This window comes from Nocardia sp. NPDC057353 (assembly GCF_042667085.1).
Taxonomy (GTDB): Bacteria; Actinomycetota; Actinomycetes; order Mycobacteriales; family Mycobacteriaceae; genus Nocardia.
This window is the reverse complement of sequence record NZ_JBHVAK010000074.1, coordinates 14,889-29,058: the sequence shown is the minus strand read 5'-3', so window position 1 is coordinate 29,058 and position 14,170 is coordinate 14,889. Positions and strand designations below refer to the sequence as shown.

Genomic DNA, 14,170 nt, shown 5'->3' with positions numbered 1-14,170 from the left:
CTGCCCGGCAGCGGGGGCGGCGCCGTCTACCTGGGGATACCCACGAGTAGGTACCAGCGGTCCGGTTTGTCGGCTTTCCCTGTGATCTGTCGCACTCGCACTGCTACGGTATGCGTTCGTAGAAGTCCGGTGGGTTCGCGCTTCGGGCACGAGGGCGAGCCCGATTGTGGAGGTGTTCGGCATGAAGTTGGCCCATGCGCTCGAATTCGTGAAGGCGCTGGGGGTGCTGCGGCAGAACGGGGTCAGCAATCCCAAGGCGCCGGTGGAGACGCTGCGCACCATGCGGGAGTCGCAGATCTACGGCCCGCAGGCGACCCTCGTCCGGCATTCCGCCCGGATCCTTCCGGACCAGACGGCGCTGGTCGACGAGCGCGGCGAGCTGACCTACCGGGAGCTGGACGACCAGTCGACGGCGGTGGCGCGCGGCCTGCAGGCGGCCGGGATCACCCAGGGCACGGTGATCGCGGTGCTGGCCCGCGACCACCGGGGGCTGCTGATCTCGATGATCGCGGCGGGCAAGCTCGGCGTCCGGATCGCGCTGATGAACACCGGCTTCGCCAAGCCGCAGTTCGCCGAGGTGTGCGAGCGCGAGAAGGTCAAGGCGGTGCTGCACGACAGCGAGTTCCTCGGCCTGCTCGACGCGCTGCCCCCGGAGCTGCCGCGCTACCTGACCTGGGTGGACGCGGACACCGCGCTGCCCGCGGGCGCGCAGACCCTGGACGACCTGGTCGGCGCCAACTCCGCGGAGCCGCTGCCTGCGCCGCCGCGCCCCGGCGGCTTCATCATCCTGACCAGCGGCACCACCGGCCTGCCGAAGGGCGCGCCGCGCACCAAGGTCTCGCCGCTGGCGACCGCGCAGATCGTGGACCGGCTGCCCTTCGTGCAGCGCGGCACCATGGTGATCGTCTCGCCGATCTTCCACAGCACCGGGCTGGCGACCTGGCTGGTCGGCACCGCGCTCTCCAACAAGATCGTCATGCGGCGCCGCTTCGACGCCGAGGCCACGCTGCAGATGATCGCCGACAACAAGGCGAACATGCTGGTGGCGGTGCCGACCATGCTGCACCGCATGACCGAGCTGCCCGCCGAGGTGCGCGCCAAGTACGACCTCTCCTCGCTCACCGGCATCGTGCTCGCGGGCTCGGCGCTCTCGCCGGAGCTGTGCGTGAAGGCCACCGAGGTGTTCGGCCCGGTGCTCTACAACCTGTACGGCTCCACCGAGTGCGCCGTCGCCACCGTCGCCCAGCCGGACGAGCTGGCCATCGCGCCGGGCACCGTCGGCCGCCCGCCGATCACCTGCGAGGTCCGGCTCTACGACGACGACGACAAGCTGGTCACCGCCAAGAACACCACCGCGCGGATCTTCATCCGCAGCGGTGCGCCGTTCGAGGGGTACACCGACGGTCGGCACAAGCAGATCATCGACGGCTTCATGTCCAGCGGCGACGTCGGGCACTTCGACGACCACGGCCTGCTCATGGTGGACGGCCGCGACGACGACATGATCGTCTCCGGCGGTGAGAACGTCTTCCCGCAGGAGGTGGAGAACCTGCTGCTGGAGCGGCCGGACGTCTTCGACGTCGCGGTGGTCGGCGTGGACGACGTGGAGTTCGGCAAGCGGCTGCGCGCCTTCGTGGTGCCGGAGCCGGGGCACAGCCCGGACGCCGAGGAGATCAAGGCGCACGTCAAGAACAACCTGGCCCGGTACAAGGTGCCGCGCGAGGTGATCTTCCTCGACGACCTGCCGCGCAACCCGACCGGCAAGCTGCTGCGCCGGGTGCTGGTGGAGTACGACGTCAACGCCTGAGCCTTTTCCGCCGCCCGGCGCGTCCCCGCGACGCCCGGGTGGCGGCTCCAGGTTCACTTCTTCCGCCGCATGACCTTCATCACCTGCGGATACGCCGATGCACGCGGCGTGAGATGTGCGATACGGCCGGTACCGGCCACTGCTATTGTCGGGCTCAGCACTGGATCTCGATGCTGCGGTCCCCGCCACCCCACGCTCGCCGGTGGCCGGGCCGCGCGGAAGGCGTAGCAGATGTCACTCCCGGCCCCGATCCGCAAGGCGAGCGATCTCGCTCTCGGCGTCAACGTCATGCTCAAGCGGCGGCTCTTCAACCCGCTGCGGCTCGACCACGCGGCGCGCTCGGCGATCAACGTGCTCAAGTTCGGGCCGTTCGCCGGCGTCGTCATGCATGCCGCGCAGACCAGGCCGGATGCCGCCGCTATCGTCGACGAGCTCGGCGAGATCACCTTCGGCGAGCTGGACCGCCGCGCCAACGCGCTGGCCCGCGGCTTCACCGAGTTCGGCATCGGCCCCGGCGACGTCATCGCGGTGCTCGCCCGCGACCACCGCGGCATGGTGCTCAGCCTGCTCGCCGCGGGCAAGCTCGGGGTGCGCGCGGTGCTGATGAACACCGGCTTCGCCAAGCCGCAGTTCGCCGACGTGGCCGAGCGCGAGAAGGTCAAGGCGGTGCTGCACGACAGCGAGTTCCTGGACCTGATGAGCGTCATCCCGGACGGCATCCCGCATGTGCTGACCTGGGTGGACGAGAAGGACGGCGCCGACCCGGCCATCCCGACACTGGACTCGCTGATCGCCGGCCGCGACACCACGCCGTTCCCCGCGCCGGAGAAGCCGGGCGGCATGGTCATCCTGACCAGCGGCACCACCGGCACCCCCAAGGGCGCCCCGCGCGACCGGGTGAGCCCGTTCGCCTCCGCGCAGTTCATCGACCGGGTGCCGCTGCCGCGCAACGGCACCATGATCATGGCCGCGCCGATCTTCCACGGCACCGGGCTCTCGCAGTTCACCCTCGGGCTCGCGCTCGGCAACCGGGTGGTGTTCCAGCAGCGCCGCTTCGACCCCGAGGGCACGCTCGCCAATATCCAGAAGTACCGGGCCGACTCGCTGGTCGTCGTGCCGACCATGCTGCAGCGCATGCTCGACCTCGGCGACGAGGTGCTGGCGAAGTACGACGTGCGCAGCCTGAAGGTGATCTTCGCCGCGGGCTCGGCCATCGCGCCGGACGTGGTCACCCGGGCGCTCGACCACTTCAACGACAGCCTCTACAACCTGTACGGCTCCACCGAGTGCGCGGTCATGACCGTGGCCACCCCGGCCGACCTGCGCAAGGCGCCGACCACCGCGGGCAAGGCTCCGGTCGGCATCCGGATCGTGCTGCTGGACGAGAACCGCAAGCCGATCACCGAGCCGGACGTCACCGGGACCATCTTCGTGGACAACGGCTTCGCCTTCACCGGGTACACCGACGGGCGCACCAAGGAGATGGTGGACGGCATGATGAACAGCGGCGACGTCGGGCACTTCGACGCCGACGGGCTGCTCTTCATCGACGGCAGGGACGACGACATGATCGTCTCCGGCGGTGAGAACGTGTTCCCGCTCGAGGTGGAGAACCTGATCGCCGGGCGCGAGGACGTCTTCGAGGCGGCGGTGGTCGGGGTGGACGACCGCGACTACGGGAAGCGGCTGCGCGCCTTCGTGGTGCCGGGGCCGGGGTCGAGTCGGGATCCGCAGGAGATCAAGGAGTACGTCAAGGCGAACCTGGCCCGGTACAAGGTGCCGCGCGAGGTGGTCTTCCTGGACGAGCTGCCGCGCAATGCCACCGGGAAGCTGCTGCGCAAGCCGCTCGCCGAGATGGAGGTCGAGGGCTGATCCCCTAGGCTCTTCGAAAGGTACGAATCGGACGAGCGACGGGGGTCGCGGTGAACTCCAGCCCTGGCACCTCCCTGCCGAAGGGCGGCAATGTGCCGCTCGGCGGCGGGCAGGTGCGGATCACGGTGGCGCCGAACGGGATCGATGTCTCGGTGCTGTGCGTCGGCGCGGACGGGAAGGTCGGCGGGGATGCCGACTTCGTGTTCTACAACCAGCCGGAGTCGCCGGACGGGGCGGTGCGGTTGGCCGGTGGGGCGATCACCGTCGAACTGCCGCGGGTCGCGCCTCGGATCGAGCGGCTCGTGGTCGCGGCCTCGGTCGACACCGGGACCGTTGCCGCGGTCCCGCTCGCGGTTCAGGTCGCGGACGGGGCCGCGGTGCACGACCTCGCCGTCGGGGGGTTGAGTACCGAGACGACGGTGGTGCTCGGGGAGATCTACCGGCGCGGCGGGGCGTGGAAGTTGCGCAATGTCGGGCAGGGGTACGCCTCCGGGTTGGCCGGGTTGGCGACGGATTACGGGATCACCGTCGACGATCCCGGGCCCGCGGGAGGCGAGGCGACCCCACCGCCTCCCCCCGCAGGTGGTGCGCCCATGCCCCCGCCCGGCGGTCCCTCGGGCTTCCCGGCACCGCCGCCCGCGCCCGCCGGATACCCAGCGCCGCCGCCCGCGCCCGCCGGATACCCGGCACCGCCGCAAGGTGGTCCCGGCGGGTATCCGCCGCCGCCGCAGGGCGGTCCGGGCGGATTTCCGCCACCGCCGCAGGGCGACCCCAGGGGTTATCCGCCCCAGCAGCAGGGCGGGCCTGCCGGGTTCCCGGCGCCGCCGGGCGGATTCCCGCCTCCCCCGCCGGGAGCTCCCGGCACCTTCCCGCCGCCGGGCGGCGCACCACCCCCACCGGGTCCGAACCTGACGAAGCGCTCCATCACCCTGGAGAAGAACTCGGCGCCGGTGCTGCTGCGGAAGGCACCGGTGGTCCGGCTGCGGGTGGCGTGGACCTCGGGCACCGACTACGAGGCGTACGCCCTGGTGGTGCTGACCGACGGCACCGTGGTGCACGTCGCCACCTTCGACGCCATGGGCATCCCGGCGAACCCGCAGTTCAAGGATCTGGTCCGGCACCTGGGCGACCGCGGCCGCGGCGACGTGAACCGCGGCGGCGGCAGCACCGAGGAGATCATCGAGGTGCGGTTCGCGCCGGAGATCGCGGCGGTGGTCCCGGTCGCGTACTCGGCGATCAACAACGGCACCGGCTCGTTCCACAAGTACCGGGTGACGCTCGCCATCGACAGCGGCGGCGAGGAGGAGGTCACCATCCCGGCCGACCAGGCGAAGAAGTCCAGCTGGATCTTCACCTGCGTCCCCGGCATCGTCTACAACCGCCCGGACGGCGTGCTGGTCGAGCGGTTGGAGCTGTACAGCAGGCGGATGTCGGAGCACCGACCGAAGGCGATCCTGCACCCGGACGGGCGGGTCGAGGTGAAGATGGACAAGGGTCCGCTGAACACCTTCAAGCGCGATACCACCTGACCGCGTCGTTCCGCCTCCCGGCCCAGGCTAAAATCGGTCCGTGCTGTGCCGGTCCGGCCGCGGGAACGCGGGTGCTCCCGCCGCGGTCGCGCGGGTGCGCGGCGCGGCGGCGGGGGCGCTGTCCGCGTGTCTCTCGGTGGCGGCGCACGGCTGGGCCGCGGCCCGCGCCGGGGCCGGTCCCGAGCTGCCCGGCTCCACCGCGCTGGTGCTGCTGCTCGCGGCCGCCGCGCTGACCGGAGCGCTCGTCGCGAGCGTCCCCGCGGTGCGGGGCGGCGCCGCGGGCCTGGTCGCCGCGCTCGGCGTGGCCCAGGTGCTCGGGCACATCGGCCTCGGATTCGAGTCGGGGCACCTGCACGGGGGCGACCTCCAGCTGACGCCCGCCATGCTCGCCGCGCACGCGGTCGCCGTGCTGGTCGCCGCGCTGCTGGTGCACGGGACGGGCGCCGCCTGCCGCGCCGCGCTCGGCGCCCTGGCGCGGGCACTCCCGCTGCGGATCCCCGCTGTACCCGTCGCGGACCGGACCGTGCTGCCGATCGCGCACCGCGATCGGGTCGTCCTGCGCGTCTTCGCGCGACAGGGGCTGAGCAGCCGCGGACCCCCGGCGGGCCGCGCCCACTGAAACCCCTCTCGCCGATCGACGCGCACCGTCGCCTGGCCGGGCACGCCTGTGCCCGCACGCCGCGACGGCCGGTGCATCCGTAGCCGGCGCCCGTCTCCGGTAACCGCCGCGACCCGGCGACTCCGCGACGGGAGCCGCCGCATGCCGCGACAACCGGTACCTCCGTACCCGGACCGGCGCTACGCCGACCAGGCACACCGGACACCGGCCCAGCACGGCACATCCGGAAACGGGCGCGACGACAAAGCCCGTGCCCGGAAGCCACCGCGCGGACGGCGAGAGGCGCACCCAGCCCTTCGACGAAACGAACCCCCATGAGCGTCATCGACGTCAGCCCACCCGACACCTCCCCGGACGACGCGCCGAAACCCGGACCGCGCCGCTCCCTGCAACCCCTCGCCATGCGCCTGCACTTCTACGCGGGCCTCTTCGTGGCACCCTTCATCCTGATCGCCGCCGTGACCGGCGCGCTCTACGCCATCTCCCCCACCCTGGAGGCCATCACCTCGAAGGACCTGCTGCGCGTCCCCATCGGCCAGACCGAGGCGCCGCTCGCCGAACAGGTGCGCAGCGGGGTCGCGCAGCAGCCCGACCTGACGCTGGTCGCGGTCGCCCCGGCACCCGCCCCGGGCGAGACCACCCGGGTGCTCTTCGCCGACCCGACGCTCGGCGAGTCCGAGCGCCGCGCGGTCTTCGTGAACCCGTACACCGCCGAGCCGGTCGGCGAAGCGGTGGTCTACGGCAGCTCCGGCGCGCTCCCCGCCCGCGCCTGGATCTCCCAGTTCCACCGCCACCTGCACCTGGGCGAGCCGGGCAGGCTCTACAGCGAGCTGGCCGCCTCCTGGCTGTGGGTGATCGCGCTGGCCGGGCTGGTGCTGTGGATCCGCCGGGTGCGCGGCAGGCGGGCCCGCAACTCCGCGGCCTGGCTGCTCGCCCCCGACACCGCGCAGCGCGGCCGGAACCGCACGATCACCTGGCACGGCGCGCTCGGCACCTGGGTGCTGCCGATGGCGCTGGTCCTCGCCGCCACCGGCATGACCTGGTCCACCTACGCGGGCGCGAACATCGAGGAGCTGCGCACCCAGCTGAGCTGGACCACCCCGGCGGTCAGCGCCACGCTGCCCGGCGCCGAGCCCGCGCACGACCACGGCGGCGACCACCACGCCGCGGGCCACGCCCCCGCCCCCGAGGTCGACCCGGCCACCAGGGTCGGCGAGCTGGACGCGGTACTCGCGGCGGCCCGCGGCGCTGGCGTCACCCAGCCCGCCGAGATCAGCGTGCCGAGCGCCGCGGGCCAGGCGTTCACCGTGAAGGAGCGCCGGATCCCGGGCACCTACACCGCCGACGCGGTCGCGGTGGACGGCGCCACCGGGCAGGTCACGGACCGGCTGCCGTACGCGGAGTGGCCGCTCATGGCCAAGCTCGCCAACTGGGGCATCCAGTTCCACATGGGGCTCATGTTCGGGCTGCCGAACCAGCTGCTGCTGCTGGCCAGCGCGCTCGGGTTGGTCGCGGTGATCCTGCTCGGCTACCGCATGTGGTGGCGCAGGCGCCCGGCGCGCGCGGCGGGTCGGGTGCTCGGCGGCCGGGCACCGCGCCGGGGCGCGCTGCGCGCGACGCCGCTGCCGCTCGCGATCGGCGCGGTGGCGGCGGCGCTGCTGGTCGGCTGGTTCGTGCCGCTGTTCGGGCTGAGCCTGCTCGGCTTCCTCGCGGTCGACGTCCTGATCGGGCGGTTCAACCGCGCCCCGGCCGAAACCGACTGACCCGCACCAGGGTTCGCCGAGAATTTGCCACACACTGAGGCGGCGGCGGTGCGCCGCCGCCTCAGCACGGCAGATCGCGGACGGCACCGCGATAACCGCTGAACCGTCCCGTACAAAGCCGCGGTACCGGGTGTTTGTGCCCGGAGGGCCCGGGTAGCCGGTGAGTGTCCCGGTCGTCCAGCAGGACGACACCCCAGCCTGTTCCCCGGAGTATCCGGAATGGGAAAGGAGTTAACCCCATGAGCACGATGACCGCGGCAGTCGACGTCGAGGTTCCGGTTCGGACCGCGTACAACCAGTGGACCCAGTTCGAGTCCTTCCCGCACTTCATGGAGGGCGTCGAGGAGATCCGCCAGCTCGACGACAAGCACACGCACTGGCGCATCAAGGTCGGCCCGGTGACCAAGGAGTTCGACGCCACGATCACCGAGCAGCACCCGGACGAGCGGGTGGCCTGGAAGTCGGACAGCGGCCCGGAGCACGCGGGCGTCATCACCTTCCACCGGCTGGACGACACCCACACCAGGGTCACCGCCCAGATCGACGTGGACCCGGACGGCTTCCTGGAGGAGGTCGCCGACAAGACCGGCGTGCTGAAGCACCGCGTCAACGGCGACCTCGACCGTTTCAAGAAGTTCATCGAGAACCAGGGGCACGAGACCGGCGCCTGGCGCGGCGACATCCCGCGCCCGGACCAGCAGTCCCCCGGCACCATCTGACCCACTCCGGTCAGCGCGAGGGCCCCGGCCGCGGATCGAATCCGCCGCCGGGGCCCTCGGCGTATGCGCTACTTGGCGGGCGCGATCCCCTCCGGGTCGAGCGGGGCCTCCGGGTCGGCGGCCACGGGCTCCACCGGCTTCACCGGCCGGATCAGCACCCAGGCGATGAAGGCGAGGCCGACCACGAGGATGCCGATCCCGCTCCACAGGTTGACGTTCCAGCCGCCGGTCTTGGCCTGCTCGGCCGCGGTGTTGTTCACCAGCCCCGTGACGAGCAGGACCACGCCGTAGATGCTCAGCAGCGAGCCGACGATGGTGCGGATGTCGAAAAGCATCGGGGAAGCTCCTTATCCGACGAAGATGTTCAGGCCGATGACCAGGACGAGCGCGATGCCCGCGAGCAGCACCGGCCGCTGGTACCAGGGCAGCGTGTCGGCCTCGGGGTCGGTGCGCAGCTCCTTGGGCGTCTCGGAGTACACCAGCCCGACCAGCTCCGCGGCGGGCTTCGGCGTGGTCACCTGGGTGACCACCACGCTCACCACGATGTCGACCACGAAGGCGGTGCCCGCGGCGACGAAGCTGGCGCCCTGCCCGGAGAGCGAGAAGACCTCCACCTCGTTCAGCACGAAGACCACGATCGCCGAGAGCGTGCCCGCCACCAGGCCCGCCCAGCCCGCCGTCGGCGTCATCTTCTTCCAGAACATGCCGAGAATGAAGGTGGCGAAGAGCGGCGCGTTGAAGAAGCTGAACAGCGTCTGCAGGTAGTCCATGATGTTGGCGAAGTTGCCCGCGATGAAGGCGGTGAAGATCGCGGCGACGGTGGCGCCGATCGTCGCGAGCCTGCCGACCTTCAGGTAGTACCCGTCCGGCCGGTCCTTCTTCACGTACTGCTGCCACAGGTCGAAGCTGAACACCGTGTTGAACGCCGAGACGTTCGCGGCCATGCCCGCCATGAAGGCGGCGAGCAGCCCGGCGAGGCCGACGCCGAGCAGCCCGTTCGGCAGCACGTCCTTCATCAGGTACAGCAGCGCCTGGTTGTACGAGGTGTCGCTGGTGAAGTCCGGGTTCGCCGCGCGCTGCGCCTTGTACTCGGCCATCTCCGGCACCAGCACCGCGCTGATCATGCCCGGGATCACGACGATCAGCGGGATGAACATCTTCGGGTAGGCGCCGATGATCGGGGTGCGCCGCGCCGCGGAGATGGAGTGCGTGGCCATGGCCCGCTGCACCTCGACGAAGTTCGTGGTCCAGTAGCCGAAGGAGAGCACGAAGCCGAGGCCGAAGACGATGCCGAGGATCGAGAGGAAGTTGCTGCCGAACCCGCTCAGCGCGTTGCCCGGCCAGGACTCCAGCTGCTCGGCGCCGCCGGGCGAGCCGATCACCCGCTCCTGCAGCCCGCTCCAGCCGCCCACCTTGTGCAGCCCGACCAGGGTGAGCGGGAGCAGCGCCGCCACGATCACGAAGAACTGCAGCACCTCGTTGTAGATCGCGGCGGAGAGCCCGCCCAGCGTGATGTAGGAGAGCACGATCACCGCGGCGACCACGACCGACACCCACAGCGGCCAGCCGAGCAGCACATTGAGGATGGTGCCGAGCAGGTACAGGTTGACGCCCGCGATCAGGATCTGCGCCACCGCGAAGCTGAGCGCGTTCACCAGGTGCGCGCCGGTGCCGAAGCGCCTGCGCATGAACTCGGGGACCGAGCGCACCTTGGAGCCGTAGTAGAAGGGCATCATGACCACGCCGAGGAAGAGCATGGCGGGGATGGCGCCGATCCAGAAGTAGTGGAACGTCGGGAAGCCGTACTCCGCGCCGTTGGCCGACATGCCCATGATCTCGACCGCGCCGAGGTTCGCCGAGATGAAGGCGAGACCGGTCACCCAGGCGGGCAGCGAGCGGCCGGAGAGGAAGAAGTCGATGCTGGACGAGACGCGCTGCCGCGCCAGCAGCCCGATGCCGAGGACGAAGACGAAGTACAGCGCGACCAGTGCGAAGTCGACGGGGCTCGCATCCAGCCGGAGCGCCTCGGCCGCGTGTATCGCGGTGTCGGTCGGTAAGGGGACTGCCGGTGGTACCGAGGACAGCACGGATGAGTCGGGAAGCGGCACTGCGTTCCTCCTGTCGAACCTGATTCGGGTCCTGTCCGGAGATTGTGCACCACGAGACCGCTCCGCAGTGGGAGAAATCCTGGACAGTCGCCCAGCCGAACCCGAAGTTCCATCTCCGCAGGCCGGAAGGGGTGTGGACAGTACGGCGGCCGCCGCGATCCGGCGAACCGGGCTGCGAACTCGACCGAGTTGGCGCACAGTCGAATTCGTCGACACAACGGGCCCGCATCGGGGGCGGGCCGGGGGATTCGGAGGATCACCATGATGCACAACACCGCGCGCGGCGCAGTCCGGACGCCGCGCGGCGCACTGCTCGGGCTGCCCTGGGTGGAGCGATTACGCACCCCGGCGGCCGGGCCGCTCCGCGCGGCCGGGTCGTCCGGTATACCACTGACCATCGAGATCGGCGCGGCGAGCGGCACCGGCCCGACGCCGCTCGCGGCCTTCGACGCCGCGCTCCGCGAGCTCGGCGTCGGCGACGCGAACCTGGTCCGGCTCTCCTCGGTGATCCCGCCGCGCGCCCGGCTGGTGCGCGACTCCCGGGTGCGCAAGCCGATCGCCTGGGGCGACCGGCTGTACTGCGTGTACGCGGCGGCGCGGGCCGACGCGCCCGGCGAGCGGGCCGCCGCGGGCATGGGGTGGGTGCTGCGCACCGACGGCTCGGGGGCCGGGCTCTTCGTCGAGCACGAGGCCGCGAGCGCGGCGGAGGCGGAGGCGCTGATCCGGGCCAGCCTCACCGACATGACCCGCCGCAGACCCGCCGACTTCGGCCCGATCCAGCTGTGCACCAGCGAGATCCGCGCGGCGGGTGAGCCGGGGTGCGCGCTGGTGCTCGCCGCGTACCTGGCCGCGGGCTGGGGCGGCGCCGCGTGAACGAGCTGCACGTCACCGTCGAGACCAGCATCCCCGAACCGCAGATCGCGCGCTTCCAGGCCGTGTACGAGGAGGCGTTCGGCCCGCTGCGCGACCGGGCCGCGGCCCGACAGGTGTTGCACGCGAGCGAGTTCCGCGACGAGATGGTGGATCCGCGGATCCACAAGCACGTGGCGCGGCTGCCCTCCGGCGAGCCGATCGGCGTCACCACGCTGACCCGCTGCCTGGAGACGGTGCCCTGGATCAGCCCGCACTACTTCGCCGCGCGGTACCCGGAACACGCCGCGCGAAACGCGATTTTCTACGCGGGATTCACGCTCGTTGCGCCGAGCGCCCGCCACGGCGCCGCGTTCCATGTCATGATCGAATCAGTGGTTCGGGTACTCGTGGCCGAGCGGGCGGTCGTCGGTTGGGATATCTGCTCGTACAACAACACTCATCTCTCGTTCGCGGACGGCATCAGGGCCGCGCTGGACGAGCGGGCGAGCGTCGACGTCGCGGTGGAGGATTCCCAGACCTACTACGCGGCACGGTTCAGCGGGAGCGGCGCGACCGAGGGGGGCTGATGAACGTGCACGACGGACGACCGGCCGGAACGCCTGCGCAGCCCGGGGCGCGCTGGTGCGCGCTGCTGTTCGCCGCGGGCGGCGCCGCCATCGGGGTGCACCTGCTGGCGGGCTCCGGCCCGGTGGCCTTCGGCGCCGCCGCGTTCGTCGTGCTCGGTTCGCTCGGCATGATCGGGTTCGGGCTGTGGCGGTACCGCCCGGCGCACCCGCTGCCCTGGTACCTGCTCTCCGGCTCCGCGGTGGCCTTCGCCGCGGGGACGGCGCTGCGCGGCACCGCGCTGCCCGCCGCCGACCTCTGCACGCTGATCGGGTACGCCGGGGTCGGCGTCGCGGCCACGCTCTGGCTGCGCCCGCGGCAGGTGCACGGCAACCACGACCTGCTGCTCGACTCCGGGCTGATCGGGCTCGGCGCGCTGCTCGCCTCCTGGACCTTCCTGATCTCGCCGGTGCTCAGCGCGTCGGGGCCGGGGGCGGCGGCGCTGCTCGCGGCGGCCTTCCCGGTGCTGGACGCGCTGCTGCTCACGCTGGTCGCCTACTCGATGGCCACCGGCGGCTCGGAGCCGTCGCTGCGGCTGCTGCATCTCGGGCTGCTCGCGGTGCTGATCGGCGACCTCGGCTACAGCCTGGACACCGTCGGCGCCCGGCTGGTCGACCACGACGTCCTGCAGGCGCCGCTGCTGGTGGCCTACCTCGCCGTCGGGGTGGCGGCGGTGCACCCCACCATGGGCTCGCTCGGCGCCCCGCGGCACATCCACCCGCAGCACTCGCGGCAGCGCGCGGGCATGATCGCGGTGGCGCTGATCGTGGCCGCGCTGGTACCGGTGGTCGGCTCCAGCCCGACCTTCCTGGACCGGGTGGTGGTCTCCACGCTCTTCGCGCTCATGCTGATCGGCGTGCTCGTGCGCAGCGAGCGCGCCATAGTGCGCAGCGCCCGCAGCGAGCGCAGGGCCCAGTACCAGGCCGACCACGACATGCTCACCGGGCTGCTGAACCGCTCGGCGCTGCTGCGCGCCCTGGAGCGCAGCCGGGAACGCTGGCCGGAGCGCCCGCTCTGCCTGCTCTTCCTGGACCTGGACGGCTTCAAGATGGTCAACGACAGCTACGGCCACGCCGTCGGCGACGAGCTGATCGCCAATGCCGCCTCCCGGATCCGCCGGGTGGTCGGGCACCGCGACGTCGCCGCCCGCTACGGCGGCGACGAGTTCGTCGTGCTCGCCCCGCTCGACCGCGAGCAGGCGGGGGCGCTGGCCGAGCGGCTGCTCACCGCCTTCGTGCGGCCGTTCGAACTGAGCGTCGGCGAGATCCCGATCACCGCCAGCATCGGCATCGCCTGCGACGGGCCGCGCAGCTTCGACGCGAGCGGGTACGAGCTGCTGCGCGAAGCCGACTCGGCGATGTACCACGCCAAGGAACGCTCGTTGGGTTATGCCTTCCGGGAGGACGTGCGGCACGCGCCCAGCGAGACCGGGCGGCGGGTGTGGCTGCCGAAGGGCATCGACAGCGGGGTGAACACCGCCGTTTAGTCGCCGAGTTCGGTGAGCAGCTTTCTGGCCTGCTCCAGCTCGGCCTGCAGCTGCGCGACCTTGGCCTGCTGGTCGCGGCGGACCGCCTCCAGGATGCCCGCGACGACCTCCTCCACCTCCGGGTGCAGGATCTTGGCCGCCTGCGAGATGGCGGTGGTGCTGATCGCGAGGCCGCGCACCGTGCGCTTCTTGCCGCTCACCACGTCGACCGTCCACTCGCCCTCGGCGGTGCCGTTGAGCGTGATCGTGACCTCCGGCGTCTTCGCCTTGCGCGCGGGCGCCTTGGCCGGGCGCGGCTTGGGCTCGGCGGCCGCCGGGGTGGCGGGTTTCGGGGCCGGGGTCGGCTGCGTCACGGGGGTGTCCTCCCTGGGGGTCGGTGTCGGAGCAACAGTATTCGCGGGCGCCGGGGCCGCAGGCGCGGGGGCGGGCGCCGCGACCGGCGCGGGGGCGGGCGGTGCCTTGGGCGGTGCCGCCTTGGCCGGGCGCGCGGGCTTGAGCAGCGTGACCTCGACCGGCGAGAAGGAGAGCACGTCCTTCGAGCCGGTGGGCTTGACCTGCAGGAAGTCCCCGTCGGATGGGTCGCCGAGGGAGAGCACCTTGCCGGATCTGCCCTCCGGAACGCCGACCGCGGCCGAGGTGAACCACACCATCGGCGGCCTGCCCGCGGCTATCTCCGCCGCGATCTGTTGGATCTCGCTGTCGGACAGGGGCTTCGGCCGGTTACGGGGCGAGGGCATTGGCGGGCTCCGAGCAATCTGCGTTGGTGCGGACGGGTGTGCACCGATGATGCC

General features: G+C 71.8%; 12 protein-coding genes. 9 read left to right on the top strand and 3 right to left on the bottom strand.

From position 1 onward, the window contains the following. Positions 1–181: 181 nt before the first annotated feature. The 6 genes from ACFUUZ_RS27985 to ACFUUZ_RS27960 all read left to right on the top strand — a co-directional run bounded on the left by ACFUUZ_RS27985 (position 182) and on the right by ACFUUZ_RS27960 (position 8,309). Positions 182–1,807 carry an acyl-CoA synthetase gene (locus tag ACFUUZ_RS27985; protein WP_378701330.1) on the top strand — a complete coding sequence of 542 codons (1,626 nt, stop codon included), beginning with the start codon at positions 182–184 and terminating at the stop codon, positions 1,805–1,807. A gap of 231 nt (positions 1,808–2,038) precedes the next feature. Continuing rightward, the gene (locus tag ACFUUZ_RS27980; protein ID WP_378701328.1) at positions 2,039–3,679 is read left to right on the top strand and encodes an acyl-CoA synthetase; all 1,641 of its coding nucleotides are present in this window, start codon (positions 2,039–2,041) and stop codon (positions 3,677–3,679) included. Positions 3,680–3,729: 50 nt separating this feature from the next. Further along, positions 3,730–5,208, top strand: a complete 1,479-nt coding sequence (locus ACFUUZ_RS27975) for a TerD family protein (protein ID WP_378701325.1) — start codon at positions 3,730–3,732, stop codon at positions 5,206–5,208. 40 nt (positions 5,209–5,248) lie between these two features. Then, positions 5,249–5,827, top strand: coding sequence for a hypothetical protein (locus tag ACFUUZ_RS27970; protein ID WP_378701323.1), 579 nt, complete (start codon positions 5,249–5,251; stop codon positions 5,825–5,827). Positions 5,828–6,141: 314 nt separating this feature from the next. Continuing rightward, on the top strand, positions 6,142–7,590 hold the full coding sequence (locus ACFUUZ_RS27965) for a PepSY-associated TM helix domain-containing protein (protein ID WP_378701321.1): 1,449 nt from the start codon (positions 6,142–6,144) through the stop codon (positions 7,588–7,590). 239 nt (positions 7,591–7,829) lie between these two features. Next, complete coding sequence (locus ACFUUZ_RS27960; protein WP_378701319.1) at positions 7,830–8,309, top strand: SRPBCC family protein; 480 nt, start codon at positions 7,830–7,832, stop codon at positions 8,307–8,309. Between the two features lie 68 nt (positions 8,310–8,377). Here ACFUUZ_RS27960 and ACFUUZ_RS27955 read toward each other — a convergent pair whose 3' ends face one another. Both ACFUUZ_RS27955 and ACFUUZ_RS27950 read right to left on the bottom strand, forming a co-directional pair. Continuing rightward, entirely contained in the window at positions 8,378–8,644 is a 267-nt protein-coding gene (locus tag ACFUUZ_RS27955) for a hypothetical protein (RefSeq protein ID WP_378701317.1), read from the bottom strand. 12 nt (positions 8,645–8,656) lie between these two features. Then, positions 8,657–10,348: a sodium:solute symporter family protein gene (locus ACFUUZ_RS27950; protein WP_378701332.1), complete on the bottom strand. Its 1,692-nt coding sequence runs from the start codon at positions 10,346–10,348 to the stop codon at positions 8,657–8,659. 330 nt (positions 10,349–10,678) lie between these two features. Here ACFUUZ_RS27950 and ACFUUZ_RS27945 point away from each other — a divergent pair, with 330 nt between their 5' ends. From ACFUUZ_RS27945 to ACFUUZ_RS27935, 3 genes are read left to right on the top strand one after another with little or no spacing between them, the layout of a single operon-like run. After that, entirely contained in the window at positions 10,679–11,290 is a 612-nt protein-coding gene (locus tag ACFUUZ_RS27945; protein ID WP_378701315.1) for a pyruvoyl-dependent arginine decarboxylase, read from the top strand. After that, positions 11,287–11,856 carry a hypothetical protein gene (locus ACFUUZ_RS27940; protein ID WP_378701313.1) on the top strand — a complete coding sequence of 190 codons (570 nt, stop codon included), beginning with the start codon at positions 11,287–11,289 and terminating at the stop codon, positions 11,854–11,856. Before ACFUUZ_RS27945 ends, ACFUUZ_RS27940 begins: the two co-directional genes overlap by 4 nt. Beyond that, on the top strand, positions 11,856–13,379 hold the full coding sequence (locus ACFUUZ_RS27935) for a diguanylate cyclase domain-containing protein (protein ID WP_378701311.1): 1,524 nt from the start codon (positions 11,856–11,858) through the stop codon (positions 13,377–13,379). The genes ACFUUZ_RS27940 and ACFUUZ_RS27935 overlap by 1 nt, the downstream gene beginning before the upstream one ends. Here the strand turns inward: ACFUUZ_RS27935 and ACFUUZ_RS27930 are convergent. Beyond that, a complete protein-coding gene (locus tag ACFUUZ_RS27930; protein ID WP_378701309.1) occupies positions 13,376–14,116 on the bottom strand; it encodes a DUF6319 family protein in 741 nt (246 codons plus the stop codon). The two genes, ACFUUZ_RS27935 and ACFUUZ_RS27930, sit on opposite strands and share 4 nt — an antisense overlap. Between the last annotated feature and the right edge of the window lie 54 nt (positions 14,117–14,170).